The sequence below is a fragment of the Pseudomonas violetae genome, from assembly GCF_023072615.1.
Lineage (GTDB): Bacteria > Pseudomonadota > Gammaproteobacteria > Pseudomonadales > Pseudomonadaceae > Aquipseudomonas > Aquipseudomonas violetae.
In genome coordinates, this window is the sequence record NZ_JAKNRW010000003.1 from 197,860 (window position 1) to 224,248 (window position 26,389).

At 59.5% G+C, this 26,389-nt stretch carries 30 protein-coding genes; 23 read left to right on the forward strand and 7 right to left on the reverse strand.

Annotated features, from left to right (window positions below):
- Positions 1–1,158 carry a phospholipase D-like domain-containing protein gene (locus L9059_RS05240; protein WP_247288833.1) on the forward strand — a complete coding sequence of 386 codons (1,158 nt, stop codon included), beginning with the start codon at positions 1–3 and terminating at the stop codon, positions 1,156–1,158.
- A 116-nt stretch (positions 1,159–1,274) separates the two neighbouring features.
- Here the strand turns inward: L9059_RS05240 and bglX are convergent, their stop codons facing one another.
- The gene (bglX, locus tag L9059_RS05245) at positions 1,275–3,566 is read right to left on the reverse strand and encodes a beta-glucosidase BglX (protein WP_247288835.1); all 2,292 of its coding nucleotides are present in this window, start codon (positions 3,564–3,566) and stop codon (positions 1,275–1,277) included.
- A 237-nt stretch (positions 3,567–3,803) separates the two neighbouring features.
- Here bglX and L9059_RS05250 point away from each other — a divergent pair, with 237 nt between their 5' ends.
- From L9059_RS05250 to L9059_RS05270, 5 genes are all read left to right on the forward strand, one after another.
- Positions 3,804–4,412: a LemA family protein gene (locus L9059_RS05250; RefSeq protein WP_247288837.1), complete on the forward strand. Its 609-nt coding sequence runs from the start codon at positions 3,804–3,806 to the stop codon at positions 4,410–4,412.
- A gap of 31 nt (positions 4,413–4,443) precedes the next feature.
- Complete coding sequence (locus tag L9059_RS05255) at positions 4,444–5,196, forward strand: TPM domain-containing protein (protein WP_247288839.1); 753 nt, start codon at positions 4,444–4,446, stop codon at positions 5,194–5,196.
- A 28-nt stretch (positions 5,197–5,224) separates the two neighbouring features.
- On the forward strand, positions 5,225–5,842 hold the full coding sequence (locus L9059_RS05260; RefSeq protein WP_247288841.1) for a TPM domain-containing protein: 618 nt from the start codon (positions 5,225–5,227) through the stop codon (positions 5,840–5,842).
- A gap of 131 nt (positions 5,843–5,973) precedes the next feature.
- Positions 5,974–6,273 (forward strand): helix-turn-helix transcriptional regulator, encoded by a 300-nt coding sequence (locus L9059_RS05265; protein ID WP_247288843.1) that lies wholly within the window; start codon positions 5,974–5,976, stop codon positions 6,271–6,273.
- The gene (locus L9059_RS05270; protein WP_247288844.1) at positions 6,260–6,616 is read left to right on the forward strand and encodes a putative holin; all 357 of its coding nucleotides are present in this window, start codon (positions 6,260–6,262) and stop codon (positions 6,614–6,616) included. The genes L9059_RS05265 and L9059_RS05270 overlap by 14 nt, the downstream gene beginning before the upstream one ends.
- Positions 6,617–6,908: 292 nt before the next feature.
- Here L9059_RS05270 and L9059_RS05280 read toward each other — a convergent pair whose 3' ends face one another.
- Complete coding sequence (locus L9059_RS05280; protein WP_247288855.1) at positions 6,909–7,334, reverse strand: helix-turn-helix domain-containing protein; 426 nt, start codon at positions 7,332–7,334, stop codon at positions 6,909–6,911.
- Positions 7,335–7,443: 109 nt separating this feature from the next.
- Here L9059_RS05280 and L9059_RS05285 point away from each other — a divergent pair, with 109 nt between their 5' ends.
- From L9059_RS05285 to L9059_RS05300, 4 genes are all read left to right on the forward strand, one after another.
- Positions 7,444–7,638 (forward strand): hypothetical protein, encoded by a 195-nt coding sequence (locus L9059_RS05285; RefSeq protein WP_247288856.1) that lies wholly within the window; start codon positions 7,444–7,446, stop codon positions 7,636–7,638.
- Complete coding sequence (locus tag L9059_RS05290) at positions 7,635–7,907, forward strand: Ogr/Delta-like zinc finger protein (protein WP_247288859.1); 273 nt, start codon at positions 7,635–7,637, stop codon at positions 7,905–7,907. Before L9059_RS05285 ends, L9059_RS05290 begins: the two co-directional genes overlap by 4 nt.
- The gene (locus tag L9059_RS05295) at positions 7,904–8,266 is read left to right on the forward strand and encodes a hypothetical protein (protein WP_247288861.1); all 363 of its coding nucleotides are present in this window, start codon (positions 7,904–7,906) and stop codon (positions 8,264–8,266) included. The genes L9059_RS05290 and L9059_RS05295 overlap by 4 nt, the downstream gene beginning before the upstream one ends.
- A 130-nt stretch (positions 8,267–8,396) precedes the next feature.
- The gene (locus L9059_RS05300) at positions 8,397–9,611 is read left to right on the forward strand and encodes a class I SAM-dependent methyltransferase (protein ID WP_247288863.1); all 1,215 of its coding nucleotides are present in this window, start codon (positions 8,397–8,399) and stop codon (positions 9,609–9,611) included.
- Between the two features lie 40 nt (positions 9,612–9,651).
- Here the strand turns inward: L9059_RS05300 and L9059_RS05305 are convergent, their stop codons facing one another.
- Positions 9,652–10,542, reverse strand: a complete 891-nt coding sequence (locus tag L9059_RS05305; RefSeq protein ID WP_247288865.1) for a DMT family transporter — start codon at positions 10,540–10,542, stop codon at positions 9,652–9,654.
- Between the two features lie 314 nt (positions 10,543–10,856).
- Here L9059_RS05305 and L9059_RS05310 point away from each other — a divergent pair, with 314 nt between their 5' ends.
- From L9059_RS05310 to L9059_RS05320, 3 genes are all read left to right on the forward strand, one after another.
- Positions 10,857–11,438: a DJ-1/PfpI family protein gene (locus L9059_RS05310; RefSeq protein ID WP_247288866.1), complete on the forward strand. Its 582-nt coding sequence runs from the start codon at positions 10,857–10,859 to the stop codon at positions 11,436–11,438.
- Positions 11,439–11,451: 13 nt separating this feature from the next.
- Positions 11,452–11,757: a ribbon-helix-helix domain-containing protein gene (locus tag L9059_RS05315; RefSeq protein WP_247288868.1), complete on the forward strand. Its 306-nt coding sequence runs from the start codon at positions 11,452–11,454 to the stop codon at positions 11,755–11,757.
- A gap of 98 nt (positions 11,758–11,855) precedes the next feature.
- Positions 11,856–12,200 (forward strand): YegP family protein, encoded by a 345-nt coding sequence (locus tag L9059_RS05320; protein ID WP_247288869.1) that lies wholly within the window; start codon positions 11,856–11,858, stop codon positions 12,198–12,200.
- Between the two features lie 219 nt (positions 12,201–12,419).
- Here the strand turns inward: L9059_RS05320 and L9059_RS05325 are convergent, their stop codons facing one another.
- Positions 12,420–13,439 carry a DUF4917 family protein gene (locus tag L9059_RS05325; protein WP_247288871.1) on the reverse strand — a complete coding sequence of 340 codons (1,020 nt, stop codon included), beginning with the start codon at positions 13,437–13,439 and terminating at the stop codon, positions 12,420–12,422.
- A 156-nt stretch (positions 13,440–13,595) separates the two neighbouring features.
- Between L9059_RS05325 and yiaY the strand changes: the two genes are divergently transcribed.
- Positions 13,596–14,744 (forward strand): L-threonine dehydrogenase, encoded by a 1,149-nt coding sequence (yiaY, locus tag L9059_RS05330; protein ID WP_247288872.1) that lies wholly within the window; start codon positions 13,596–13,598, stop codon positions 14,742–14,744.
- A gap of 151 nt (positions 14,745–14,895) precedes the next feature.
- Here the strand turns inward: yiaY and L9059_RS05335 are convergent, their stop codons facing one another.
- Entirely contained in the window at positions 14,896–15,384 is a 489-nt protein-coding gene (locus L9059_RS05335) for a DMT family transporter (RefSeq protein WP_247288874.1), read from the reverse strand.
- A gap of 78 nt (positions 15,385–15,462) precedes the next feature.
- Here L9059_RS05335 and L9059_RS05340 point away from each other — a divergent pair, with 78 nt between their 5' ends.
- From L9059_RS05340 to L9059_RS05360, 5 genes are all read left to right on the forward strand, one after another.
- Positions 15,463–16,377, forward strand: coding sequence for a LysR substrate-binding domain-containing protein (locus L9059_RS05340; RefSeq protein ID WP_247288876.1), 915 nt, complete (start codon positions 15,463–15,465; stop codon positions 16,375–16,377).
- A gap of 26 nt (positions 16,378–16,403) precedes the next feature.
- A complete protein-coding gene (gene fos / locus L9059_RS05345) occupies positions 16,404–16,835 on the forward strand; it encodes a fosfomycin resistance glutathione transferase (protein ID WP_247288878.1) in 432 nt (143 codons plus the stop codon).
- A 46-nt stretch (positions 16,836–16,881) separates the two neighbouring features.
- Entirely contained in the window at positions 16,882–17,520 is a 639-nt protein-coding gene (locus tag L9059_RS05350; RefSeq protein ID WP_247288880.1) for a LysE family translocator, read from the forward strand.
- A 19-nt stretch (positions 17,521–17,539) separates the two neighbouring features.
- Positions 17,540–18,889: a sensor domain-containing protein gene (locus L9059_RS05355; protein ID WP_247288900.1), complete on the forward strand. Its 1,350-nt coding sequence runs from the start codon at positions 17,540–17,542 to the stop codon at positions 18,887–18,889.
- Positions 18,890–19,043: 154 nt separating this feature from the next.
- Positions 19,044–19,547: a DUF4142 domain-containing protein gene (locus L9059_RS05360; RefSeq protein WP_247288902.1), complete on the forward strand. Its 504-nt coding sequence runs from the start codon at positions 19,044–19,046 to the stop codon at positions 19,545–19,547.
- 59 nt (positions 19,548–19,606) lie between these two features.
- Here L9059_RS05360 and L9059_RS05365 read toward each other — a convergent pair whose 3' ends face one another.
- Positions 19,607–20,017, reverse strand: coding sequence for a low affinity iron permease family protein (locus L9059_RS05365; protein WP_247288904.1), 411 nt, complete (start codon positions 20,015–20,017; stop codon positions 19,607–19,609).
- 196 nt (positions 20,018–20,213) lie between these two features.
- Here L9059_RS05365 and tam point away from each other — a divergent pair, with 196 nt between their 5' ends.
- The gene (gene tam / locus L9059_RS05370; RefSeq protein WP_247288906.1) at positions 20,214–20,984 is read left to right on the forward strand and encodes a trans-aconitate 2-methyltransferase; all 771 of its coding nucleotides are present in this window, start codon (positions 20,214–20,216) and stop codon (positions 20,982–20,984) included.
- Positions 20,985–21,011: 27 nt separating this feature from the next.
- Here tam and L9059_RS05375 read toward each other — a convergent pair whose 3' ends face one another.
- Positions 21,012–21,740: a class I SAM-dependent methyltransferase gene (locus tag L9059_RS05375; protein WP_247288907.1), complete on the reverse strand. Its 729-nt coding sequence runs from the start codon at positions 21,738–21,740 to the stop codon at positions 21,012–21,014.
- Between the two features lie 395 nt (positions 21,741–22,135).
- On the opposite strand from L9059_RS05375, the gene L9059_RS05380 reads away from it, so the two are divergent.
- From L9059_RS05380 to L9059_RS05390, 3 genes are read left to right on the forward strand one after another with little or no spacing between them, the layout of a single operon-like run.
- Positions 22,136–22,990 (forward strand): SH3 domain-containing protein, encoded by an 855-nt coding sequence (locus L9059_RS05380; protein WP_247288909.1) that lies wholly within the window; start codon positions 22,136–22,138, stop codon positions 22,988–22,990.
- Positions 22,991–22,998: 8 nt separating this feature from the next.
- Positions 22,999–24,978: a hypothetical protein gene (locus L9059_RS05385; RefSeq protein WP_247288910.1), complete on the forward strand. Its 1,980-nt coding sequence runs from the start codon at positions 22,999–23,001 to the stop codon at positions 24,976–24,978.
- A 21-nt stretch (positions 24,979–24,999) separates the two neighbouring features.
- Positions 25,000–26,205 carry a hypothetical protein gene (locus L9059_RS05390; protein ID WP_247288912.1) on the forward strand — a complete coding sequence of 402 codons (1,206 nt, stop codon included), beginning with the start codon at positions 25,000–25,002 and terminating at the stop codon, positions 26,203–26,205.
- Positions 26,206–26,389 lie beyond the last annotated feature (184 nt).

Consider the following 26,389-nt stretch of genomic DNA (forward strand, 5'->3'; position numbering starts at 1 on the left):
ATGGCCGGTGCGATCTTTCCCTGGCGTGAAGGCAACAGCTTCGAGCTGCTGATCGATGGTCCGCAGTTCTTCCCGCGAATGCTGGTGGCAATTGCCCGCGCCGAAGAACAGGTCGGACTGGAACTTTACCTGGTGGAGGCGGGCGCCTGCGCGGAGGCCTTGGTGCAGGCGTTGACCCAGGCCTCCGAGCGCGGGGTGCGTGTGCGCTGCCTGTTCGATGACTACGGTAGCCTCGCTTTTACCCGCGCCCTGCGTCAGCGTCTGATGTCCTCAGGCGTTGAGTTGCGCTTTTATAACCGCTTGAGTTGGCGGCGCTGGGTGAGCAACTTCTATCGCGACCACCGCAAGCTGCTATTGGTCGACCAGAGACTGGCGGTGGTCGGCGGCATGGGCGTCACCGATGAGTTCTGGAACCCGGGCGAGGACGTCAGCGAGTGGCACGAGGTGATGGTGGAGATTTCCGGTCCCCTGGTGGTCGACTGGCAGTTGCTGTTCGACCGACAATGGATCGCCAACCGGTATCGCCGCGCCTGGAAACCCGCCGCGCATTTCGGCTTGCCGCGCCTGCCGCGAGTGCCTTCCACGGGAGAAGGCATGGGGCGGGTGGCGTACGCGGACGCCCGCCAGCACCGCGACATTCTGCAATCGCTGATCCGCGCGCTGAACAGCGGGCAGAAACGCATCTGGCTTGCCACTCCCTATTTCCTGCCGACCTGGAAAGTCCGTCGCTCACTGCGTCGTGCCGCCTCGCGAGGGATCGATGTGCGGCTGCTGCTGACCGGCCCGCGCACCGATCACCCGTCGGTACGGTACGCCGGGCATCGTTATTACCCCAGGTTGCTCAAGTCCGGAGTGAAGATCTTCGAGTACCGGCCGTGTTTCCTGCACTTGAAAATGGTCGTCGTTGATGAATGGGTAAGCATCGGCTCGTGTAATTTCGACCACTGGAATTTGCGGTTCAACCTGGAAGCCAACCTTGAAGCCCTGGACCCCGGGTTGACCCGAGCCGTGGTTGCCAGTTTCGAGAAGGATTTTGCCTTGAGCCAGGAAATTAGCCTGGAGGCCTGGCAGCGCAGGCCACTGTGGCGGCGGGTGAAGCAGCGGGTTTGGGGATGGGTGGATCGGTTGGTGGTGAATCTGTTGGATCGCAGAGGGTAGTTTTTTTAGATCAAAAGATCGTCCGAACGCGGGCCGAGCCTTCGGCAGCTCCTACGGGTGTACACAAAAATGTGTAGGCGCTGCTGAAGGCTGCGATCTTTTGCTTCTTGCCAGGGTTACAGCAGTTCAAAACTCTGTTGCGTCACATCCTGGGAGTCCAGGCCGATCTGCACGTTGAACGTGCCAGGTTCGGCCACATACTTGAGTTGGGTGTTAAAGAACTTCAGGTCATCCTCGGTGATGGTGAAGTGCACGACTTTTTGTTCGCCGGCCTTGAGCATGATTTTCTGGAAGTTCTTCAGCTCCTTCACTGGCCGGATCATCGAGCCGGTCACGTCCTGGATGTACAGCTGCACCACGGTCTCGCCATCACGCTTGCCAGTGTTTTTCAGCATGACACTGGCATCCAGCTTGCCGGTCTTGTTCAGCGTGGTCGATGACAACGCCATGTCGCTCAGGCTGAAATCTGTGTAGCTCAAGCCAAAACCGAATGGAAACAGAGGGCCGGTGGTGTCGTCGAAGTACTGTGAGGTGTAGTTGCCGGGCTTGCCTGGGGTGAATGGCCGGCCAATGCTCAGGTGGTTGTAGTAAGTCGGAATCTGGCCTACCGAACGCACGAAGGTCAGGGGCAGCTTGCCCGACGGGTTGTAGTCGCCGAACAGCACGTCGGCGATGGCATTGCCACCTTCGGTGCCGCTGAACCAGGTTTCCAGAATCGCATCGGCCTGCTCCTTTTCTTCCAGGATCGACAGCGGACGGCCGTTCATCAGCACCAGTACCAATGGCTTGCCAGTGGCTTTGAGGGCCTTGATCAGCTCGCGCTGGCTGGCGGGGATGTTCAGGTCCGTGCGGCTGGAAGATTCGTGGGACATGCCGCGCGATTCGCCCACCGCCGCCACCACTACATCGGCATCCTTGGCCGCTTTGACGGCTTCGTCGATCAACACTTGGGCAGAGCGCGGATCATCCACCACTTCTGGTGCGTCGAAGTTGAGGAAGTTCAGGTAATCCAGGACCTTCTTGTCGTTGGTGATGTTGGCACCACGGGCGTAGATCAGGGTCGACTTGTCGGCCATGGCCGCGTTCATACCGTCGAACAGGGTCACCGATTGCGCGGGTTTACCGGCGGCCGCCCAACTACCCATCATGTCAATCGGCGCCTTGGCCAAAGGACCGACCAGGGCGACCTTCGAGGTTTTCTTCAGTGGCAGGGTCTCGTTCTGGTTTTTCAGCAGCACCAGGCTGCGACGCGCCACATCACGGGCTTCGGCACGGTGCAGGCGGCTCTCGGCGTAGGTGTCGGTTGGGTCGTCCTCAGCCTTGCCGATGCGCAGGTAAGGGTCCTTGAACAGGCCCATGTCGTACTTGGCGTCGAGCACTGCCCGCACGGCGTTGTCGATGTCGCTCTGCTCGATCTCGCCAGCCTTCAGCAGCCCCGGCAGTTCCTTGCCGTAGAGGGTGTCATTCATGCTCATGTGGATGCCGGCCTTGATCGCCAGCTTCGCCGCTTCACGGCCATCGCGAGCAACGCCGTGCTTGATCAGCTCGAAAATCGCCCCGTGGTCGCTGACTGCCAGGCCTTTGAAGCCCCAGTCCTTGCGCAGCAGGTCATTCATCAGCCAGGTGTTGGCGGTGGCCGGCACGCCATTGATCGAGTTCAACGCCACCATGACCCCGCCAGCGCCGGCGTCGATCGCTGCGCGGTACGGCGGCAGGTAGTCCTGGTACATCTTGACCGGGCTCATGTCGACGACGTTGTAGTCGCGACCGCCCTCTACCGCGCCATACAAGGCAAAGTGCTTGACGCTGGCCATGATGCTGTCGGCCGCATTCGCGCCGGCTCCCTGGAACGCCTTGACCATGACCCCGGCGATGCGCGACACCAGATAGGTGTCTTCGCCGAAGCCTTCGGAAGTGCGGCCCCAGCGCGGGTCGCGGGAGATGTCGACCATCGGCGCGAAGGTGATGTCGAGGCTGTCTGCGGCGGCCTCTTTGGCGGCAATGCGCCCGGACAGGCCGATGGCGTCCATGTCCCAGCTCGACGCCAGGGCCAGCGGAATCGGAAAAATCGTACGGTGGCCGTGGATCACGTCATAGGCGAAGAACATCGGGATCTTTAACCGGCTGCGCATCGCCGCGTCCTGCATTGGACGGTTTTCCGGGCGGGTGATCGAGTTGAACGTGCCGCCGATGTTGCCGGCTGCAATTTCCTTGCGGATCAACTCGCGGGGCATTTCCGGGCCGATACTGATCAGGCGCAGTTGGCCGATTTTTTCATCGAGGGTCATCTGCTTCATCAGATTACTGATGAAGGCATCCTTGTTTTCCAGGGGTGCGGGCGTCGTGGCGGCCAGTACGTTATGACTGGCCAGGCTGACGAACAGGCCCAGCAAACACAGCTTCTTCATGAATTGTTTTCTCGAAAGCCTGAGCCGCGGTGACTTCGCGCCGGTCAGCCAAAATTGAGGGAGCGACTATTGTTGTTCAAGTAAATGCAGCAAACTTCTGAACTGTTTTAATCCTGGAGCATCTTTTAGCCCATCGGCAGGATGCAATCCAGTGGCGGCGCCGATTATGCCCCAAGAGCCGTGTTCAAAGTTCGCAGGTTGTTTTTTCAACGGAATGTGCAAGGGAGCGTCAAGCAGATGAACGTAAGACACCACTATCGGTCGAGCCTGCAGGTGGCCGCCTTGATGTTGCTGACCACGCTGTTGGCCGGCTGCGGCATCAATAATATTCCAACCCTCGACGAACAGGCCAAGGCAACCTGGGGTCAGGTGCAGAACCAGTACCAACGCCGTGCCGACCTTATCCCCAACCTGGTGGAAACGGTCAAGGGCTACGCCAAACATGAGGAAGAAACCCTCACGGCAGTCATCGAAGCCAGGGCCAAGGCGACTTCGATCCAGGTCGATGCCAGCACCCTCGACAACCCGCAAAAGCTCAAGCAGTTCCAGCAGGCCCAGGATCAGTTGACCGGTGCGCTCAGTCGTCTGATGGTGGTGTCCGAGCGTTATCCGGACCTCAAGGCCAACCAGAATTTCCTCGCGCTGCAGTCGCAACTCGAAGGCACCGAAAACCGGATCGCCGTCGCGCGTCGGGATTTCATCCTGGCGGTGCAAAAATACAACACCGAGATCCGCACTTTCCCTGGGCGCCTCTGGCACAGTGTGATGTACAGCGATCTGCCTGTGCGTGAAACCTTCGAGGCGACCAGCCCCGATGCCGATAAAGCCCCTCAAGTGAAGTTCTGATCGGGCTGCATTACCACGGATGAGGTTGCCAATGCGCGTGTTGAGAGTGGGTCTGGTGCTGCTGCTTTGGGTTTTTGCCGTGGCGGCCCAGGCCGAGTTGAAGTTTCCCCAACTGACCGGGCGGGTGGTTGATAACGCCCAGATGATCGAGCCCGCGGTTCGCGAGCAACTGGCCCAGCAGCTCCAGGCCCACGAAAAAGCCACCGGTGAACAGCTGGTAGTGGTCACCGTGGCGGATTTGCAGGGCACGGACATTGCCGACTTCGGCTATCAACTGGGTCGGTATTGGGGCATCGGCCAGAAGGACAAGAACAACGGCGCGCTACTGATCGTGGCCCGGGATGATCGACGGTTGCGGATCGAAGTCGGCTACGGGCTGGAAGATCGCCTAACCGATGCGCAGAGTTCGGTGATTATCAATCAGGTGATCACGCCATCGTTCAAGACCGGCAATTTCACCAAGGGCATCAGCGACGGTGTTGCAGCCATGCTGGTGGTGCTGGGCGGCAATCCGCTGGACGAGCCGTCCACGGTCTACGAGCCTCGCGCGGATCAGGGCGCCGATTTCCTGTCTCGGCATCCCGGTGTGTTCGTCTTCCTCGTCATGTTGTTCATCCTGACCGTGTTCGTCTGCCAGATGCTCGGCATTCTGCCCAGTGGCGGCGGTGGGCGAGGCGGTTCGGGCGGCGGTTTTGGCGGTGGCGGATTCGGTGGCGGTGGCGGCGGTGGCTTCAGTGGTGGTGGGGGCAGTTTCGGGGGCGGTGGTTCGTCGGGCGGCTGGTGATGACAATAAGTGAGCGAGCGTTTCTGATATGGCACTACTGAATGAACACGAACAGCGCAAGGTCGCCGAAGCGATCGCCCGGGTGGAGCGCGATACCGACGCCGAACTGGTCACCGTGCTCGCCGCTCGTGCTGACGACTACGCCTACATTCCACTGCTGTGGGCCAGCTTGTTGGCGCTGGTGGTGCCGGGTGTCATGCATTACCTGACCGGCTGGCTGACCCTGCACAGCCTGTTGCTGGTGCAATGGGCCAGTTTTGTCGTGCTGTGCCTGTTGTTTCGCATCCCGCGCATCACCACCCACCTGATCCCGCGATCGGTGCGGCACTGGCGCGCATCGAACCTGGCGCGCCGGCAGTTTCTCGAGCAAAACCTGCACCACACGGTGGGCAGCACCGGCATGCTGATTTTCGTCTGCGAAGCCGAGCGCTATGTGGAAATCCTGGTGGACGAAGGGATCTCCAGTCGCCTGGACGACAAGAATTGGGAGGCGATTGTCTCGGCGTTTACCCGGCAGGTGAAACTGGGGCAGACATTGCAGGGGTTTGTGACCTGCATCGAAGCCTGTGGCGAATTGCTCAAGGTGCATGTACCGGTTACCCATGCCAGGAACGAGTTGCCCAATCGCCTGGTGGTATTGGGTTAGATTTTTCCCTTGATTGTGTGACGCGGCGCTACAAGCGCTGCGCATTGTTCGGATTCCGGCTTGTCTTCAACATCTCTCTCCAATAGCGAACGCCCGGTATCGGGTGTTCTGACCAGGAGGGAGTTCTTGTCATGTCAGCACATCAACCGCTCAACTCTGTCACTCAAGGGGTACACAGTGCCGCCGGGCAACTGCCTGCCCGACTGACGGCCAAAGAAACACAAATCCTGCAATGGTGCTTCCACGGGAAGACGTCCTGGGAGATTGCCCGGATCCAGAATTGCTCGGTGTCCACGGTTAATTTTCACTTCACCAACATCCGTCGCAAGTTCGCCGTGCATTCGCGCGTGGCTGCCTTGTACAAAGCCATTGAGACTGGAGTGATCACGGTTGCCACAAGCAACCCTGGAGGCGCGCATGAACATGGCTGATTCGACCTACAACAGTATTAGTGGCCTGCTGTTGGGGCTGGGGATCGGCACGCTGCCGTTGATTGACGGGGAGGCGTTGTTCGGCGCAGCGCTCGGCGCCTGGCTGGTCACTACGACCCGGGTCAACTTCAAGGCCTGGCAGCGCATGGGTTCTCTGCTGCTGTCAGCCGGTGTCGGCTACCTGTTCACCCCCGTAGCGTTGCCGCTGGTGCCTTCCCTGACGGGCGGAGTAACGGCGTTTATCTGCGCGCTAATTGTTATTCCTGTCAGCATCAAGCTCATGCAGTGGATTGATGGCGCCGGCATCGGCGAGATCATTCGACATCTGAGGGGGCGAGGATGATGGGGAATGTGTCGATGCTCCTGGTGTTCATAACAGCCATTGCCCATTTGCTTAGCGCGCTGAGGCTGGCCTGTTACCGACGGGATGAGGGGAGCAACTGGCGGCGTAATGGACTAATGAACAGTCTGTGCGGAGGCGCGTTTTGCCTTGCCGGCATGGACCTGCTCCTGACGGCAGCGTCGGTCAGTCCCTGGCATGCAGGTGTGAGTGTCCTCGCCTGCGCCCTCATTATCCGTAGTGGCGGCAACATCATGGTGCTGTGGCGTGCTGTGAAATAGCGTCATTCCTGCTCTTACCCTTGGTCAGATTGCTGCAGCGCGGACAGGTTTGCCGACATTTGCTCCAGTTTAAGTTCAAGGTCCCGCAAACGGCGTTTGTCTTCCAATACGCTCTGAACGACCACACGGTCCTCTTCCTTGAGCCGTCGCCAGAGCGCCAGCACGGTACTTTCCTGCAGGGTCCGTTCTGAAGTGTCGTCACGGGTATCGTTTGGTAATTGTCGCAACATCGGCCCTTCACCGAGCAGCAGCCAATCGAGGGAAATGCCCTTGGTTCGAGCTATATCTATGCATATTGAGTATGGCGTGCTGTCTCTTCCTTTCCAACTGCTAAGGGTCTGAGGGCTGATCTTTAGCGCCGAAGACAGTGCTGCATCGGTCTTGGTGCCGGTGATTTGCTTCAGGCGCGCCAGAACGGCTTGGGATTTTTTGTTACGCAATTGGAGCCTCTGGCTTTTGACATATGCATTTCTAGTAATTAACGTATGCGTATTGAGTTGTTTTTATCTTGTGAGTAATCAGACTGCAACTATGAATCAGAAGAGTACGATGTCGAAACTTCCTAATGGTATCAGGGTGATTTCCTACAAGCTTAGCTTGTACCCGCTGCGCGGCTGCGCGTCGCCCTTCTTTGCGTCTGGCAAACGTTTAACCCATGACCGCAGTAATGCGATCAATGCATCCGGCAGTATTGCTTTTGCTCCAGTTGATTACCACCAGCTGACTTCGGGGAGCCAATCGTGAGTACCTATAAAATGGTCTGCCCGCATTGCCTCAGCCGGATGCGCATCCGCACTAGCGAAGGGAGACATATTTTCCTGCGGATCGCCTATTTGCAATGCACCTCGGAAGCCTGCGGATGGTCGGTTCGCGCTGAGTTTGAAATGACCCATGAACTGTCCCCAAGCGGAATGCCCAATCCTGCGGTGCGCCTGCCCTCCGCCGGTTCTGACTTGCGCAGTGCAGCCCGCCCCATGGTGCCGGTTGAGCCGCCGGCGGAAAGAGGAGAATGAACGTAGATGATGATTATTTCGAAATGAATAAGGATCTGCTGGACATTGCCGGAGCGTTTCTCGCTCGCCATGAAAGCCAGGCCTTGAACGATGATCAGGTGTTGTTTTGTCGTGCCGTAAAACACCTGCAAGACCTGGATGTACCCATGTACCTGGCGGAAAAACTGGTCAGTCATGCCTACGGAATACTCAAATCCTGTAATGATCGCCGTCGCCTGGACATCGCTGCCAGCACGGAAACCATTGCCGTGGTCACCGATCCGGCCAATGGCCTGACGTGGGCGGTGCCGGTGGGGTTGATCGTCAAATACGTCATCAACGCGCCGATCAATCGTAAACTGCGGCTGGTCGAACCCTGAGACAGCCGCGTAAACCAGGGGTCCTGGCCTCGCTACCAGGACCTGTGGCAAATAAGCCCGTGCCCAAAGCGGCCATCCCCCTTAAAATACCGGCACTCCCTGTTTCGCTCCGCCCGAGGCCGTTTCTGCCATGTCCATTGTTGCCACCCCAGCCAGCCTCGCGCCGGATCACCACGCACAGTTCATCGATCTGTTGCGATCGAGCCTCGAGCAGAATGCGTTCATCAAGTTGGTACTGGCCAAGTACGTCGGTGACGAGCCGGATTTGCAGCGCCTGATCATCAAGCAGTTGACGGTGAAGGATCAGCCTTGCCTGTCCTTTGTGTACCGCTACAAGACCCGCGATATCACCAAGAACCTGGCGTTGGCGGAGGGCGTGGCCAGCATTGGCGCGTTGCTGCCGGTCTCGTTCAAGAATGCGCACTTGCTGTCGCTGACTGACGAAGCCCAGCTCGAATACAGTAAGAAGGGCAAGAGTTCGCTGTTCAAGAGCAAGCCTCAGCAATTGCGCGAAGTGCCATCTGCCGACCACAACCGTGAGAAAAACCGTTTTCTGGACCTTAGCCGACCGTTCCTCGCCGACCTCGGAGTGACCAACGCAAAGCACGAGCTCATCCCGGCGATGTCGCGCAAGTGGAAGCAGATCAACAAGTTCATCGAAGTGTTCAGCCATGCGCTCACCACATCGCCCCTGGCGCTGGATAAACCGGTGCGGGTCGCCGACTTTGGCTCCGGCAAAGGCTACCTGACGTTTGCGATTCACGATTACCTGCGCAACACCCTGAACGCCGAGGGTGAAGTGACGGGGGTCGAGTTGCGTGAAGACATGGTGACCCTGTGCAATGCCGCTGCTGCCAAGCTGGAGCACCCGGGGCTGGCGTTCAAGTGTGGTGATGTGCGCAGCGTGGCTCCGAGCGAACTGGATGTAATGATCGCGTTGCACGCCTGCGACATCGCCACCGACTATGCGATCCATACCGGCATTCGTTCCGGCGCCTCGATCATCATGTGCTCGCCGTGCTGCCACAAACAGATCCGCTTGCAGATCCAGAGCCCCGCACTGCTCAAGCCGATGCTGCAATACGGCCTGCATCTGGGGCAGCAGGCTGAAATGGTCACCGACAGCCTACGTGCGCTGTTCCTGGAAGCCTGCGGCTACGAGACCAAGGTGTTCGAGTTCATCTCACTGGACCACACCAACAAGAACAAGATGATCCTGGCCGTTAAGCGCGCCGAGCCGGTGGATCCGGCGCAGATGCTGGTGAAAATCCAGGAGTTGAAGGATTTCTATCACATCAGCGAGCACTGCCTGGAAACCTTGCTGCGGGCTGATGGCTACCTCTGACCCTGGGAGTAAGCTTTGCTCCTGCAGGGGCAGCGGGGTGTCATGAGGTGGCAATGCGGGCAGGTTTGACTGCAGTCTTTCGTCCGAGCATCACCGTCACAATCACCCCGCCAGCAAACAGCCAGGTTATCGGCTCGATATGTTCGCCGAAGAACAACGCAGAAAACGCAATGGTGAAAAAAATCTGCAGCAACTGGATCTGACTGACCCGGGCTATTCCGCCCATCGCCAGCCCGGCATACCAGGCGAAAAAGCCGATGAACTGCGAAAAGAGTGAAACGTAGCCGAAGGCCCACCAAGTCCTGGTGGAAATCTCGCCCTGATGTTGCAGTGCCAGATAAAACACTGGCCCGATCAACAGCGGCGTCGACAGCACCAGCGCCCAGCAGATCACTTGCCAGCCGCCCATTTCCCTGGCCAGCCGACCACCCTCCGCATACCCCAGGCCGCCCACGGCAATCGCACCCAGCATCAGTAAATCACCGGCCTGGATGGTGCCCGCGCCGCTGATCAATGCATACCCGAGCACCAGTGCGCTGCCCAGCGCGGCATAGGCCCAGAAAGCTTTGGACGGCCGCTCATGGGACAACCAGGCGGCGTACAGCGCAACGCACAAGGGTTGCAGGCCGTTGACCAGCGCCCCATGGGAAGCCGGCAACGTTTGCATGGCCCACGCGGATAGCACCGGAAAGCCGAGAATCACCCCGGCGATCACCAGTGTCAGGCCTTTGACCTGTTTCCAGGTTGGCCATTTCTCCCGCCGCCACAGCAGAAGCAGCGCCGCCGGTATGGCGGCAAACAGCGCTCGGCCCAGGCCGTTGAGCAATGGATGAATTTCCTGCACGACGATCCGTGTGAAGGGCAGAGTGAGGCTGAAGATCACTACGCCAAGCAGGCCTAGGGCCATGCCGGTGTTTTCGCGCGAGGACATGATGGTGGACCAGGATTGGAGGTTATGGACGTGGCTTCATCTAGCCACAAACCTCAGTGCCTGGGCTGCTACAGATTGGCGCAGAATTGGGCGTACAGTTCGGCGAATGCCCGAACGTAGGAGCTTCCGAAGGTGGCGATGTCCTCTCCAACACCGCCAAAAAATCGCAGGCTACGCTGTTCGCATGCAACCGCAACCGCAGTTAGGCCGGGAACAACCCATATCAACTCCTGGGCGTAATAGCAGGCTATTACCCACCCCCACAGATAAAGACTACCTTCAATACTCCCCTGTACTGCCAAAGGAGAGCTCCCATGGCTGCCAAGAAAATCCTGCTGCTGGTCGGCGATTACGTCGAAGATTACGAAGTGATGGTGCCGTTCCAGGCATTGCTGATGGTCGGCCACACGGTGCATGCGGTGTGCCCGGACAAGGCCGCAGGCCAGACCGTGCGTACAGCGATTCATGACTTCGAAGGCGACCAGACCTACAGTGAAAAACCTGGTCACCTGTTCGCCCTGAACTTCGACTTCGCCCAGGTCAGGGCACAAGACTACGACGCGCTGGTGATTCCCGGCGGCCGCGCACCGGAATATCTGCGCCTCAATGAACAGGTCCTGGATCTGGTGCGAGCGTTCGACCAGGCCGGCAAGCCGATCGCTGCCGTGTGCCACGGTGCACAACTGCTGGCGGCCGCCGGGGTTCTCGACGGTCGCGAGTGCAGCGCCTACCCGGCCTGTGCCCCGGAAGTGCGCCTTGCGGGTGGTACGTTCATCGATATTCCGGTGACGCAGGGCCACGTTCAAGGCAATCTGGCCACCGCGCCGGCCTGGCCAGCGCACCCGAACTGGCTCGCGGGCTTTCTCGGGTTGCTGGGTACCAAAATCACGCTGTAACGAGGATATCCCAATGTGCGAGCTCTACGTCAAAGCCGATCCGATCCTCTATGAATCGCGCTCCCGCTCGCTGCGCATTTGCGGGGTGGTGACCACTTTGCGCCTGGAAAACCAGTTCTGGGACATCCTTGGCGAAATCGCCGAAGTCGATGGCATGACCACCAACCAGTTGATCGCCAAGCTGTATGAAGAAGTGATGGACTATCGCGGCGAGGTGGTGAATTTTGCTTCGTTTCTGCGGGTGAGTTGTACGCGGTACCTGAGTCAGCGGAGGGGGCAGGCGCCGGAATTATCGGTGGTGCGCACGGCTGCGAAGTAGCGCAGACCGTGTCGCGCCCATCGCGAGCAGGCGACAAAGATACTCTGCTGGTCTTTACTCTGAAGCGCGAAACCTTTTAATCGCCCAGGAGAACCAGCATGTCCGGATGGTACGAAGTGAGCAAAAGCAGCAACGGTCAGTTCAAGTTTGTACTGAAGGCCGCCAACGCTGAAACCATTCTGGTCAGCGAGCTATACACCACTCGCGCCGCTGCCGACAAAGGCATTGCGGCGGTGCAAAGCAACAGCCCGCTGGACGAACGCTACGAAAAGAAAACCACCAAAGACGGTCATCCTTACTTCAACCTCAAGGCCGGCAATCACGAGGTCATCGGCAGCAGCGAATCCTATGCCAACGCCTCCGCACTGGAAAAAGGCATCGCCAGCGTCAAGGTCAATGGCCCGACCACGGTGATCAAGGACAAGACTTTGCCGGTGCTCTGAATATACCTTTCAAGACCAGCACAAATACTTCCTGTGAGAGCGGGTGTACCAACAGTTCAATGCAGTGCTTTTCACCGATCCTGCAATGGGCTGATACCCGCCTCACCCAGCGTAAATGCCGGCAACCGTGGATCACCCGTTGCCTGCCCGGTCCCGCCCACTCCTTCAGGCCTATACATGCAAGTGAGCCCGCACGCGAGGGCGTAAGCCGCGTTGCCGCTAAACCTCGACCGGGACGGTAAGCTTCGGGCTGCCTAATGCATGGGTTTTCGAATCAAAAAAACGCAACTCCGAGCCGGTTCCCTCGAACACCTTCGAGTAATGGCGCTTCTGATGCTGGATAAACGCCTTGCTGCGCGGATAGATCGAAATCGCCACCACCTTCGGTTGCGCCTGGCGTAGCGCCTGGATGAGGTGGTTGTCCTGCTCGCCCAAAGCATGGCCAAAGATGCACAAGCCCTCGCCATGCCCCAGCAGTTGGTCATAGCAGAACGACAGGTAGTCCGAGCTGCGGATGGTCCTGAGCTTGTCCTGGGACAGGCCCTCGTTGACGAACAGTGGCACATCATCAAGGGTCTTTATCGTGTTGTTGATGGCGAAACTCCCCAGCAACGTGCCTTCGGTCGTCATCAATTTGCGTGCGGTACCGTCCTGGTTGCGCACCAGGTGCAGGCCGCCGTGCAGGTACAGCAAGCGGGTTCTGTCGGCCACAGTGGTGCTCAGGTCAAAGCGTGGCTCGGCGCCCTGGAACAGGTCGCTGATCGCGTCTGGTTGGTGCTGGATCGCCCAGTGGTTGAGCAGATCATAATTGGTGGTGAATACCGTCCGATATCGGCCCAGCTCCTGACTGATGGCAGCCAGTGTCGCAGGCACGACCAACCGCCAGGGAATATGCACCGCGTGCACGGTGTTGATCAGTGCTTCCTTGATCGCGTAGTAGCGATTGCGCGGAGCGGCGGAGCTCACGGCCAGGGCCTTATTCACCCGGCTGGTGGTCTTCAGTGCACTGAGTACCTGCTCGAAACTGCGGGTCTGCAACGCGTCGAATACGCTCAGCTCGGATTGGCTCAAGGGCTTTTCTTCAACGGTGCGGGCATTTTCAAACAGCGAGTCATAGCCGAAGTCGTCCCACACGGCGCGACTGGCGCCATTGCCAACCAGCAGGCCATCGAGCGAGGCGGTGGCGCGCAAGGCATTCCAGTCTTCAAGTTGGGCATCAACATCCTGGAAATCGGTCATTGCGGTGAAAGTCTCGAAGCAAAAGGTCGGATGGGCGGCGACTTTATCACGCCCCGACGTTGAGCCAGGTCAAGTTAGTGCATCGCCAATGGGTCGATCCTGTGGGTACCCACTCGATCGGCTCCACCGGTTCGGCCCTTGTCAGGAGATTCACTCATGAGCAGCACATTTTTCATCCCCTCCGTGAACATCATGGGCATCGGTTGCCTCGACGAAGCCATGGTTGCCATTGGCAAGTACGGGTTTCGCAAGGCACTGATCGTCACCGATACCGGGCTGGCCAAGGCGGGCGTCGCCGACATGATTGCCGCAAAGCTGGCGCAGTTGGACATCGAGTCGGTGATCTTCGACGGAGCCAAGCCGAACCCAAGCATCGCCAACGTCGAACTGGGCCTGGGCTTGCTCAAGGAAAGCCGGTGTGATTTCGTGGTGTCCCTGGGTGGCGGTTCACCTCATGACTGCGCCAAGGGTATCGCCCTGTGCGCCACCAACGGCGGGCAGATCCGCGACTACGAAGGCGTTGATCAATCCCGCCAGCCGCAACTGCCGCTGATCGCCATCAACACCACCGCCGGCACCGCCAGCGAGATGACCCGCTTCTGCATCATCACCGACGAATCCCGTCACGTGAAAATGGCCATCGTCGACCGCAACGTCACGCCGCTGCTGTCAGTCAACGACCCGGTGCTGATGGTCGCGATGCCCAAAAGCCTCACCGCAGCCACGGGAATGGATGCGCTGACCCACGCCATTGAAGCCTACGTGTCGACCGCCGCCAACCCGATCACCGATGCCTGTGCGCTCAAAGCCGTCGCCCTGATCAGCGATAACCTGCGCCTGGCCGTGCGCGACGGCAGCGACCTGGCGGCCCGGGAAAACATGGCTTACGCGCAGTTCCTCGCGGGCATGGCGTTCAACAATGCTTCCCTGGGATTCGTCCACGCCATGGCGCACCAGTTGGGTGGTTTTTACGACCTGCCCCATGGTGTGTGCAACGCCGTACTGCTGCCTCACGTGCAGAGTTTCAACGCGCTGGTCTGCGCCGACCGCCTGACCGACGTAGCCCACGCCATGGGCGCCGATACCCGTGGTTTCAGCCCGGAGGAGGGCGCCCAGGCCGCCATTGCTGCGATTCGCACCCTGGCGCAGGACGTCGAGATTCCCGCTGGCCTGCGCGACCTGGGTGCGAAGCTCAGCGACATCCCGATCCTGGCCACCAACGCCCTGAAAGATGCTTGCGGCCTGACCAACCCAAGGCCGGCAGATCAGCGCCAGATCGAGGAGATATTCCGCAGCGCGTTTTAAGTACTTTTGCGGCCAAGGTTGTGCCGCACCCTGTAGCTCGCGATGGACGATAACGATGAACCTGGCTTTGTGAATGAGCGTGGCGCATTCGAGTCCATCGCGAGCAAGCTCGCTCACAGAAACGCGGGTCCGCGCAGTGCGTAGATAGCCCTTAGCTGGCCGTCACCAGCGCTTTCGCCGGCGTACTGCTGAACTGAATCACCACCACCCCGGCAATCAGCAACACGGCCCCCATCACCCGCGGCAGCGTCATGTGTCGTTCCACCAAGCCGAACCAGCCGAAGTGATCCAGCAACAGCGAAGCCACCACCTGTCCCGCCAGTGCCAGCGCAATAAAACCCGACGCCCCAAGCTTGGGCAGTAGCATCAATGCCAATGAAATGAAGCACACCCCAAATGCGCCACCTGCCCACATCCACAGCGGCGCCTTGGCGATGAAGGCGAGCGACGGCAGGGGCAAGCGCAGCGCCAGGATAATAGGCAGCAACACCAGAACGCTCACCACCAACGAGGCCAGGGTCGCCCATAGCGGATGTCCCAACCCGCGGGTGAGGTTTGCGTTGATCGCACTCTGGAAGGGCACCACTGCCCCGGCTATCACGGCCAGCAATAACAGGCCGGCCCAATGCAACGTACTCATGAGCAATTCTCCAACAAATTTTGCTGGACTCTAGAGTATTCGTAGCACAGATTTAAATTCCAAATTACTATCAAGAACATGCATCAGGTGAATGATCTAAGGCGCATCGACCTCAACCTGCTGGTGATTCTCGAGGCCCTACTGAGCGAGCAGCATGTCACCCGCGCCGCCGAGCGCCTGCACCTGAGCCAGCCGGCAGTCAGTCATGCCCTGGCCCGGTTGCGCGACTTGCTCGGTGACCCATTACTGGTGCGCGCAGGCGCCGGCCTGATTGCCACCCCGCGCGCCCTTGAGCTGATCGCACCGCTGGCCGAAGCGCTGGCACAGGTGCAAGCGCTGCTGGCGCCGAACGCTTTCGACCCGGGTACCGCCAAACGCACCTTTCGCCTGGCGATGTCGGATTATGGGGCGGCCATCGTATTGCCTGGGCTCATCCGCGCGTTGCGGCGGGACGCGCCAGGCATCGACCTCCAGATCAGCCACGGGAGCCGCGAAGGCATGCTCGACGCCGTGCTCAATGGCGACATCGATCTGGCGGCGGGCGTGTTTCCAGAGCTGCCAAACGAACTGCGCAGCACACCGCTTTTCGAAGAACGCTACGCGTGTCTCGTCGACCGCGAGAGTCTTGGCGCCGATGGCGTCCTCGATCTGCCAACCTACCTGGCCCGCCCGCATGTCCTGCTGGAAATGCGCGGCAGCGGCCCCCCGGAGATTGAACGTGCGCTAACGGTGTTACGTGAGCGCCGCCGGATCGCGGTCAGCCTGCCACACTGGAGCGTGGCGCCGGAAATCATTAGTGGTACAGACCTGATTCTCACCGTGGCCTCCCGCGGGTTGCGCGACATTGATGAGCGGACGCTGGTGGTGGTCCCCCCACCGTTTCATATTCCGTCATTTACGTTCGTGTTGGCGTGGCACATGCGGCGCGGCGGTGATCAGGCGTTGAACTGGTTGAATGGGCGGATTGGGGAGGGGATAGTGCGCAAGACGTGAGCGTGTTGCACTCGTGAGGAAAAAATGTGCTGACCGGCCTCAACCACCTGACCTTCGCCGTCACCGACCTGAAACGCAGCCTTGCTTTCTACCGGGACACGCTGCATTTTCAGCTCGAAGCCGAATGGGAGCGTGGTGCTTATCTTTCGTTGCCAGGCCTGTGGCTGTGTCTCTCGTTTGATCCGCTACGCAGTACCCTACCTGCCGCAGACTACACCCATTACGCCTTTTCGATCAGCGATGTCGACTTCCCGCATTTCGTTGCACATCTGCGAGCAGAGCGCGTGGGGGAATGGCGCGACAATCACAGCGAAGGCGCATCCTTTTATTTTCTAGATCCGGACGGCCATAAGCTTGAAGCCCACGTCGGCAATCTGACCTCCCGCCTCGCAGCCTGTCGCCAGCGGCCCCATGCGGGCATGCAGTTTCGAGACGATCAGTGCGTCGGCGAGACCTGAGATAGACTTGCGTCCAGTCACCCCGTCGTTAACAAGGATTTCGCCGATGACCCCATCGTTGCTAATGGCCGTTCTCGCCTCTGGCTTTATATACGGCATTACACCCGGGCCCGGGGTGTTGGCGGTATTTGGCATCGGTGCGGCGCGTGGGCGGCGGGCGGGAGCTGGTTTTTTGTGTGGGCATTTGCTCGGGGATGTGGTCTGGTGCAGTACTGCACTGATCGCTATTGTGGGTGCGCGGGAGATCGGTAGCACCGCCTTCGATGTACTGGGTGTGCTCAGCGGGCTTTATCTGTTTTGGCTTGGCTGGCGTGCAGTGCGGGCCAAACGTGGCAGCGGCGAGGTACCCCAGGGCGCGGCGCGGCAGCCGTTTTGGCATGGCATTCTGTTCGGCCTGACCAATCCCAAGGCTTATCCGGTGGCGGTTGCGACGTTCACGGCGCTGTTGTCCAGTCGGGCAGAATTGCTCAACTGGTCGATGCTACCGTGGTTGATCCTGCTGAGTTTCGTCGGTGGCCTGATTGCATACGCTATCCTCATTGGCATCGTCGGTGCCCGTCAGGTGCGCATCTTGTATCAACGTCATGAGTTATTGATCACCCGGCTGTGCGGGGTAATGTTTATCGGTTTCGCCATCAACGCCCTGGCGCATGCATTGCCCGGGCTGGTGACTGACAGGACTTGAGGCGAATCGCCGGAGTATCATGGCTAGCAGAAATTCCGCGCCTCTGGCGAGCTACATCGATCTCCTGCTGGACGCGGTTTGCGCCGTCGACAAGCAAGGCCGTTTCGTATTTATCAGCGCGGCTTGCGAACAGATTTTCGGCTATACCGCCGACGAACTGATCGGCCAGAGAATGATCGATCTGGTACATCCCGCCGATCAGTTGCGCACCCTAGACGCCGCGCGGGAAATCATGGACGGCGAGTCCAAACTCAACTTCGAAAATCGCTACATGCGCAAGGATGGCCGCGTCGTGCACCTTCTCTGGTCTGCGCGCTGGTCTGAAGTCGATCAACTGCGCATCGCTGTGGCCCGGGACATTACCGGGCGCAAGCAGGCCGAGTCCCGACAAGCCGCGCTGTACGCGATTTCCGAGGCTGCCCACGCCGCTGAAGATTTACTGGCATTGTTCGAGCGCATCCACTTGATCATCGGGGAATGGCTGCCGGCGCTGAATTTCACCGTGGCCCTGTGCGACGAGCATGGCTCACAGTTGCACTTTCCTTATCACGTTGACGAAGCAGGGGGGGCGCCTGATCTGCCGGGAGCGGTGACCCGGTGTCTGTGCACGGAGGTCATTCGCAGCGGTCAGCCGATGTTGCTGACACCAGGCCACGACCATGCGGCAGCGGGCTTCGAAGCGCTGGTATCGAGCCAACATTCACCCTGCTGGCTGGGCGTGCCGTTGAGCTCGCAGAACGGCACCATCGGCGCCGTGCTGGTCAAAAGCGGCCCGGACGGCCAGCGCTACACCGAACAGGACCAGGAACTGCTGCAATTCGTCTGCGCCCAGGTTGCAACAGCGATCGAGCGCAAGCAACTGCACGCGCGTTTGCATCACATGGCCCGGCATGATGCCCTGACCCAGTTACCCAACCGCACCCTGTTACGCGAGCGCCTGAAAACTTCGCTGGCAACGGCGCACCGTGATGACGGTCGAATGGCCCTGCTGTATGTCGATCTCGATCGCTTCAAGGAAGTCAACGACACCCACGGTCACGCCGTCGGCGACATGCTGTTACAGGCTGTAGCCAATCGAATCAAAGGTTGCGTGACTGATTCGGACACGGTGGCACGCATGGGCGGAGATGAGTTCGTCGTGCTGCTGCACCGCATCAATGCGGCGCAAGACGCCGAACAGGTTGCCGCAAAGATCCGCCAGGTGCTGGCTCAGCCGCTTCGACTGGACGGGCATGGCATGACCATTCAAACCAGCATTGGCATCGCACATTACCCTGAGCACGGCACCGAAGAGGCGCAGTTGCTCCGGCATGCTGACGAAGCGATGTATGGCGCCAAACGTCGAGATCGCCGCCGCCTGGATGCCTGAACCAGGGCCACCGTTCGTCGTACTGGCGTGAGTTTTACTAAACCTTTCAAACTCTTGAACTTCCTATGTGGTGCGGGCTGCTGCCCGCCGCAATGATCACCGAGAGGCGTGAGCGCAAGTTCGCGCTTGAATTTTTCAAGAGGAGGGCGCGACCATGAGCCGGATGGCCACCCGTTTACGCACCATCAGTTTTGCCACGTTACTGGGGCTGTTTGCTACTCATGCCTTTGCCCAGTCACCTGCCGAATTCATCAACGATGCGTCTGCCAAAGGCATGGCCGACATCGAAGCCAGCCGCTTGGCGCACCAGAAAACCGAATCCAAGGAGGTCAAGGATTACACCATCGTGGTCATCAATGATCGCACCACGGCCAACCAGCATCTGGCCAAAATCGCCAAGCAGTTGGACTTGCCAGTGGCTCCGCGTGAAGAGGTGGTGGATAAAGCCAAGACCCTGATGCCTGAGGTGCAGGACGGCGCTTCGTTCGACCAGGCCTATGCAGCCAGCCAGGTGAAAACCACCGAAGAAGCCATCCAGCAACTGCAGCAACAGGCGCAGTCCACGGATGTGCCGCAAATCAAGGCATTTGCTGAAGAAACTCTGCCCAAGTTGCAGAATCATTTGCAGATGGCCAGGGCCCTGCAAGCCAGCCGATAAAAGCTATCAACCACGAACAACGAACAACAAACGGCGCCAATCAGGCGCCGTTTTTTTGCTCAGCATTCGTTTAAGTTCTGCTTGCGTTTGCTCGCAGTCGCCAGTCCGTCGAGAGCCTGCACGTCTTTTTCACCCATGGCTCGATAGTGTTTGCGCAAGGCTTCCAGTTGTTTTAGATCGAGCAATTCGAGGCCCAGCATGGCGTTATGCGCTTCCTTGTTGACCCGCAGCAATTCGTCGATTTTCAGGTGCAGAATGTCGGTGTCGCGGTTTTGCGTGTTCTGGATCAGGAACACCATGAGGAACGTGATGATGGTGGTGGAAGTGTTGATGATCAACTGCCAGGTGTCGTTGTAACCAAAAATCGGTCCGCTCAAACCCCAGAGAAATATCAGGATCAAAGCGCCCATGAACGTCTTGGGACTGCCGGCCCACAGGGCAAGTTTCTGCGAGATTTTTGCGAATTTCATTGCCGTATACCTTATTGGGATGCGCCTGAATTTGTGACAGCGCCGGCGTGCGGAAAATTCTGCTTACATGTTGTGTGCGTAAAAAAAAGCACCGCTATAGGCAAGCAGGCGGCGGACAAGTAGGTCTGTGCTATTTTGCTGATGCGCAGCGGCTGCCAAGTGTGTGCAAAACGCTTCGCATCGACAGGAGAACCCAATGAGTTGGTCTGCCAGGCAGTACACCGCTTTTGAAGATGAGCGCACCCGTCCCGCCCGCGACCTGCTGGCCGCTATACCGTCGGCGCAGGTGCATTCGGCCATCGATATCGGCTGCGGTCCGGGCAATTCCACGGAGCTGCTGGTGGAGCGGTTTCCCCACGCCACAGTGCGCGGGCTGGACAGTTCCAGCGACATGATCGAAGCCGCACGCAAGCGCTTGCCGCAGGTGCGGTTCGATGTTTCCAATATTGATCAATGGAGCGAGACCGGTCCGTTCGATGTGATTTTCGCCAACGCGGTGTTGCAGTGGTTGCCCGATCACGCCTCATTGCTGCCCGCATTGGTCGATAAATTGCCGCCGGGCGGCAGTCTGGCGATACAAATGCCGGACACACTCAACCAGCCATCTCACCGTTTGATGCGCGAGGTGGCTGCTGCAGGGCCTTGGGCAAATAAATTGTCCGGCGCTGCCGGGCAACGCACCGAGGTCGCCAGCGCCAGCGATTATTACTCCGTGCTGCGCCCGCATTGTTCGCGGGTCGACATCTGGCTTACCACTTACCATCATCCTCTGGCTGCGGGGCCTTCGGGCATTGTCGAGTGGTTCAAGGGCAGCGGGTTGCGACCGTTTCTCGAACCTCTGAATGAGCGCGAGCGCGAAACGTTTTTGCAGGCGTATCTGGCGGGCGTAGAGCAGGCTTATCCGGCGCTGGAGGATGGGTCGGTACTGCTGCCGTTTCCGCGATTGTTTATTGTCGCTACCCGTTAGCCTCCAGAAGGGGTTTTTTAAAGGTGATCAACGCTCCACACTCAGCAGCATCATCATCGGTCTCTCCCGTTCCTCAGCCAGCGCGGGTAGAGCCGCCACTTCGGCTTCGTTCGGACCCCATTCGTTAACGTGCCTGATGGTGAATCCCGCGGCGATCAAAGTATTCAGCAAGGTGCCGACCGTTCGATGTTGCTTTATCACGCCATCGGCTAACCAGTTGGTCACGCGTTCGCCTTCGTGTTGATAGCTATCTACCGGCCAGCGCTTGTGGCCGTCGCTGTCCGTCAGCCAGCCGGGATTGCGCGGGGCCATGAATATGGGGTGTTCGATCGAGAAGACGAAACGCGAACCCGGTTTCAGCGCTGCGTGAATCGTGGCAAATAGCGTTGGCAAATCCTTGATGTAGTGCAGCGCCAGCGAGCTGTAGGCCAGATCGAACTGCGCGGCCGGCAGGTCGAGGTGTTCCAGGTCGGCGCGCTCGTATCGCACGGCGGCGCTGGGGCTGGTCTGACGGGCCCGCTCGAGCATTTTTTCCGAGAGGTCGAGCCCCAGCACACTGGCTGCGCCTTCATCACTCGCCCAGCGACTGAACCAGCCATAACCGCAGCCCAGGTCCACCACCTTCAGTCCTTTCATGGGGGGCAGCAGCGCCTTCAAGGCAGGCCACTCCGGTGCTGCCTCGAGGCCTCCGACAGAGCGGCCCAACTGGCTGTAGGCCTGGAAAAACCCGAGATCGTCGTAGATGTTTTGAGTCATGTTCGATGTGCTCTGTCGTGTTGGTTAGCACGGGTGGCTGGTGCATACGTCGGCGAGATGGCAATATGCTACATCTGCTGGCGCAAACCCGATCGATCAGGGTTTGACGTCTGCATTTCTGACAAGGATCAGTTGGATGTCTGCCGTACCCGTGGTTTGCAGTGCCTTCCGCTTGCTCCGTCACCCTACGTTAAACGCCCTGTTCCCGAACAGGGCGGCGCAGTCATTTTGCTCGAAAAAAAGCTCCGTTCTTAACAGCTTCGGCCGCCTCCGGCCAACGCCCGCCAGCCATTCGCCGGCGCGGCATCAGCGCCATGGCCGCTCGCGGGCATCCGCATCAAATCCTCACCAACCTCTGCTTGACGCAGAGTGAACCTGAAAAAGGGAGTGTCACCGTGCGTAAAAAATTTGTCGTCGCCGCCCTCGCAGTGTCCATTGCCGCAGCCTCCGGTTGTGCGCAATTGGGCATCAACAAGCAGCAGGCCGGTACTGCGGTTGGCATGGTTGCCGGCGCGGTCGTTGGCTCCTTTATCGGCAACGGCAATGGCAAGGTTGTCGCTGTTCTGCTGACAAGCGCCATCGGTGGTTTCATCGGCAACAAGATCGGTTCGATGCTCGACGACCAGGACAAACAAGCCCTGGCACTGCGTACCCAGGAAGCCTTGAGCCTGCCAGCCAATGACTCGGGTAAAGCAGTGGCCTGGACGTCCGGCCATTCCGGCGCAACCGCGCAGATCGTCCAGGGCAAGGAGTACACCGAGACCAAGACGGTTGAAGTGAAGCGCGCACCAAAGATCGCCGCAGTCCCGTCGATGAAACTCATCAACGAGCAATACCTGACCAAGAGTAGCTCCAACGTGCGGGCGGCGCCCAACAAGACGGCCGAGAAGGTCGGGGGGCTCAAGGCCGGTACCGAGTTCACTGCAGTGGGTTCTACCGGTGACTGGATTCTGGTCGGCCGCAAGGGCGTGACCGTGGGCTACATCAACAAAGACCTGGTCGCTCCCAAATCTGCAGCCGTGGTCCGCAGCGTGAAACCGGCGGCCAACCTCGACGAAATGGACGTGGCCGCCAACAGCGAAACCAAGGCCTTCGACCTGGACGCGATCCCGGCGCTGCCGACCCAGCAGGTCGCCGCAGAAACTGCCTGCCGCCCGGTCACCGTTAGCCTGAAAGCGGCTGACGGCAAGAGCGAGCAGGAACAGAACACTTTCTGCAAACAAGCCAATGGCACCTGGGAACTCATTTAAGGATCTCCATGAAAAACCGCGCACTCGCGCTCGCTGTGATGAGTGCTTGCGGCCTTGCGCCGCAAGCTTTTGCACACGAGATTGCCTTCTCGAAAACCGAGCAGATCCACGTTGTCGTCAACGGCGAAGCCACCACCTGGTGCCAGCCGGAAATCGCCATCACCATGCAGCGTCCCACCTGGGATGATCAAAAGCCGTTGAATGGTCTGTTGAGCAAGCTGCCTTTCATTCTCGGACAGGAATGCCCCCAGGCGAAAGTCAGCTGGAAAGCTGTCGATGCCAAGGGCGTGGTTTATGCCTCGGGTGCGGGCAATGCGAGCAACCTGGGGATAGCGACGCTGGCTGTTGCGCCTGCGCCGGTGGCAGCGCCTGTTGCTGTGGCGGCGGCACCGGTTCCTGCTCCGGTTGCAGCAGTTCTGGCACCGGTACCGGCTGCTGCTCCTGCTCCGGTTGCAGTCGCTGCGGCGCCGGCGCTGGCACAGGTTCCCGCTCCGGTTGCAGCAGTTCCGGCAGAGGTTGCACCGGTGGTTGAGGCGCCAGTGGTGGTTGCACCGCCAGCACCCGTTGCAGCACCTGTTGCCCCTGTTGCCCCTGTTGCAGTGGTTGTTGCTCCAGCGCCAGCGCCAGCTCCCGCTCCAGTTGAACCTGTCGCTGTTGCTCCAGCCCCACAAGCCGTCCCCGCAGCCCCCGTCGCATCGCCAGCAGCCGTCGCTGCCGTGCAGACCACCGATCTCGGCCGCTCACTGGTCCTGGCCAACAAGAACCTCGTCAGCATCACCGACGCCAGCGGCTGCAAATGGCTGATCAGCAAAACTGCAATCGACGAGAACGACCCAAGTTTTGCCTTCGCCTCCACGCCAGCGATGCCCTGTGGCATCTCCGGTTATGCCGAAGGCGCGTTCGACAAGTTGCGCTGGTCGATCCCCAACACCTATCGCGGGGACAGTTGGTCGCGCACCTATGTACACCCGAGCGGGTTGATGTTCAGCCACTCCATCAGCGCCGCCGTCAAAGGCAAGTCGCTGTCCTTCCTCAGCCACAACGCTGACCAGGCGCTGTTCCAGCTCGGCGAAATCCCGGCGCGCGGGATGAAGGTGTACCTGGCTTACCAGCGTTCCACCTATCGCATCCTGTCGCCCTTCAGCGGCAACCCCTACTACGTCGCAATCACGGCGGACGAAAGCTTCGCCCTCGATCCGGCGGAGTACAAACGCGCGGTGCTCGAGGTGTATCAACTGGTGAAGGCGACTTCGCCAACCACCGTCGACCTGTCGAACCTGTTCATCGCCAAGAACCTGGAAACCCTCTACCCGGCGTCCGGCTACTCCAATGACGACAAGGACAAAATCGTCCGCAATCGCATGGGTGAAAACCGTGGCGAGTTCTACTTCGATGCACGTGAAGGCACCAACTACGCCCAGCGTCGCGAGGAGACTCGCCTGCGTGAAGCCCGTCGCCAGCAGCAACAGATGGCTGAACTGCACAACCGCGTACTCGCCCGTTACGAGCAGCTCAAGGACGGCATGACCGCGTTCAAGGGCCGCGAGACCGAAGCGCTGGCGCAGATGGCCGGGATCAAGGTGGCGTTCGCCGCACCCATGACCATGCTCGACCCGTCGTCCTCGACCTCGGCGGTGCCGATGATGATTCACGTCACCGGTAAACGCGGCGACTTCTACGAAATCGACTTCCCGCGCAAGGGCCGGGTCCAGGCCGATGTCGAGTTGGAGGATCAGTGGTACGTGATCCATGCCGCGAACATGACGCCTTACCTGCCCCTGGAAGACGGCCGCGCCATCCCGACGTTCCGCGTCTACGCCGCCGGCACCCCGCAAGCTTGCAAGCAGGACCACTGCGCCGACCGCGTGTCGTTTGGTGCCGTGCTGGCCAAGGAATTTCCCAACGCTGGCATCGACTTCAGCTGGACGCCGGAAGTCTCCGAGCGCTACGTGACGGCTTGGCAGCAAGCTTCCGCCCAAATTCAGTAAGGCCACGCCAATATGAAATCGATGAACAAGAAACAAATCATCATCGCCGCCGCGGCTGCCGGCGTCGTGATCCTCGGCATTGCCGGCTCGATGCTGTCCAGCGCCGGAAAAAAGGAAACCCTGGGTTATTACGACGAACTCAAGGAACAGTTTTTCCTTGAGAACGTGCTGAACGAAGGGGACGTGTCCTATTCGTTCTGGTCCGGCAACCTGACCGTGGAGGCCCCGGAGATCCGCCTGGTCGCCGGCAATACCAATGGCGCTGACAAATTCCTCAAGAGCATGATGGGCATGCTTGCCGGTCTCAACGGCAATACGGCGGAAAGCGGCCTGGCCGCCTGGTCCCGCTACCTGATCACGTCCACCACAGGTGGCGGTAAAGCGGGTGGCGTGTACCTCAAGGCAGACGCGCTCAAGGTCAGCCGCTCCGGCGACAGCAAGGACGGTGAGATCCACGTCCAGTTGCTGGGCCTTGACATGAGCAATCCCTACCTCTCGCAAAAAGGCGGCGATGTGGTGCTGGTGTCGGAAGTAGCCGACGAAATCCAGCCGCGCGCTGAGGTCGATCAATACGGTCGCGTCGTCAGCTCAAACTTCTCGTGGGGCAGCAACATGGTGGCCCGCCTGCCGTTCACCGGTGCTTTCATCAGCGGTGCCACCGGCGATATCGGCACCAAGGTCGACCTGGATTTCACCCTCAAGCGCTCCGATGACGGCGAAGGTTCGATGAAATTCGTGGTAGTGCACCGCAACGACGGCAGCGAAGTCGGGCGCATCGTACGCGAAGCCTCATTCGCCTCGATCCCGCCGCTGGACGACGTCCAGGAACAACTCAAGGCAGTGTTCAGTGGCTTCATCGTCGGCGCCTACAGCACCTCCACCGGGCAGACCGTCATCGCCGAAGCCGTTGGCAACTTCGCGCGCAAAGCCAAGGTCGCCAGCTACTCGCTGACCTACAAAGGCTTTGATGAGCTCAAGGATGGCTTCGACGAATACCAGGCTACGACCCAGCAGAAGGAATTCGCCGGTTACTGTGCAGCGGCGGGCCTGTCAACGTTCCAGAACGACTTCGGCGCCAAGGCCAAGCAGCACAGCGACTCGGAATGCGCGATTGCGCAGAAGCTGGTTGCCGATGGCAAGTTCAAGGAGGCGTACAGCTTCAAGGAAGACAAGTCGTTGTTCGCGGGGTTGTTTGTGAGCAAGAGCTATACGCTTGAGACGGACTGATTGAGGTGGGTGCTGCGCTTGGGCGCCTGGTTATCCAGGTGTCCGAGTGTGGTGCCGGGGAATCTGTGGAAATAAAAAAACCGGCCATAAAGGCCGGTTTTCTGTACCTGCATCCCCCGTCAACAACCAACGTGAGAGCGAAATCTGAGTGGAGCGGGTGAAGGGAATCGAACCCTCGTTATCA

Coding starts and splice junctions, on each gene's coding strand:
- L9059_RS05285 (WP_247288856.1), top strand. CDS start 7,444: ATGTCGAAACTTCCTAATGGTATCAGGGTGATTTCCTACAAGCTTAGC.
- L9059_RS05320 (WP_247288869.1), top strand. CDS start 11,856: ATGTCCGGATGGTACGAAGTGAGCAAAAGCAGCAACGGTCAGTTCAAG.
- L9059_RS05390 (WP_247288912.1), top strand. CDS start 25,000: ATGAACAAGAAACAAATCATCATCGCCGCCGCGGCTGCCGGCGTCGTG.
- L9059_RS05250 (WP_247288837.1), top strand. CDS start 3,804: ATGAACGTAAGACACCACTATCGGTCGAGCCTGCAGGTGGCCGCCTTG.
- L9059_RS05255 (WP_247288839.1), top strand. CDS start 4,444: ATGCGCGTGTTGAGAGTGGGTCTGGTGCTGCTGCTTTGGGTTTTTGCC.
- L9059_RS05360 (WP_247288902.1), top strand. CDS start 19,044: ATGAGCCGGATGGCCACCCGTTTACGCACCATCAGTTTTGCCACGTTA.
- L9059_RS05295 (WP_247288861.1), top strand. CDS start 7,904: ATGAACGTAGATGATGATTATTTCGAAATGAATAAGGATCTGCTGGAC.
- L9059_RS05355 (WP_247288900.1), top strand. CDS start 17,540: ATGGCTAGCAGAAATTCCGCGCCTCTGGCGAGCTACATCGATCTCCTG.
- L9059_RS05305 (WP_247288865.1), bottom strand. CDS start 10,542: ATGTCCTCGCGCGAAAACACCGGCATGGCCCTAGGCCTGCTTGGCGTA.
- L9059_RS05260 (WP_247288841.1), top strand. CDS start 5,225: ATGGCACTACTGAATGAACACGAACAGCGCAAGGTCGCCGAAGCGATC.
- L9059_RS05325 (WP_247288871.1), bottom strand. CDS start 13,439: ATGACCGATTTCCAGGATGTTGATGCCCAACTTGAAGACTGGAATGCC.
- L9059_RS05300 (WP_247288863.1), top strand. CDS start 8,397: ATGTCCATTGTTGCCACCCCAGCCAGCCTCGCGCCGGATCACCACGCA.
- bglX (WP_247288835.1), bottom strand. CDS start 3,566: ATGAAGAAGCTGTGTTTGCTGGGCCTGTTCGTCAGCCTGGCCAGTCAT.
- L9059_RS05350 (WP_247288880.1), top strand. CDS start 16,882: ATGACCCCATCGTTGCTAATGGCCGTTCTCGCCTCTGGCTTTATATAC.
- yiaY (WP_247288872.1), top strand. CDS start 13,596: ATGAGCAGCACATTTTTCATCCCCTCCGTGAACATCATGGGCATCGGT.
- L9059_RS05340 (WP_247288876.1), top strand. CDS start 15,463: ATGCATCAGGTGAATGATCTAAGGCGCATCGACCTCAACCTGCTGGTG.
- L9059_RS05375 (WP_247288907.1), bottom strand. CDS start 21,740: ATGACTCAAAACATCTACGACGATCTCGGGTTTTTCCAGGCCTACAGC.
- L9059_RS05385 (WP_247288910.1), top strand. CDS start 22,999: ATGAAAAACCGCGCACTCGCGCTCGCTGTGATGAGTGCTTGCGGCCTT.
- L9059_RS05335 (WP_247288874.1), bottom strand. CDS start 15,384: ATGAGTACGTTGCATTGGGCCGGCCTGTTATTGCTGGCCGTGATAGCC.
- L9059_RS05315 (WP_247288868.1), top strand. CDS start 11,452: ATGTGCGAGCTCTACGTCAAAGCCGATCCGATCCTCTATGAATCGCGC.
- L9059_RS05310 (WP_247288866.1), top strand. CDS start 10,857: ATGGCTGCCAAGAAAATCCTGCTGCTGGTCGGCGATTACGTCGAAGAT.
- tam (WP_247288906.1), top strand. CDS start 20,214: ATGAGTTGGTCTGCCAGGCAGTACACCGCTTTTGAAGATGAGCGCACC.
- L9059_RS05270 (WP_247288844.1), top strand. CDS start 6,260: ATGAACATGGCTGATTCGACCTACAACAGTATTAGTGGCCTGCTGTTG.
- L9059_RS05265 (WP_247288843.1), top strand. CDS start 5,974: ATGTCAGCACATCAACCGCTCAACTCTGTCACTCAAGGGGTACACAGT.
- L9059_RS05240 (WP_247288833.1), top strand. CDS start 1: ATGGCCGGTGCGATCTTTCCCTGGCGTGAAGGCAACAGCTTCGAGCTG.
- L9059_RS05365 (WP_247288904.1), bottom strand. CDS start 20,017: ATGAAATTCGCAAAAATCTCGCAGAAACTTGCCCTGTGGGCCGGCAGT.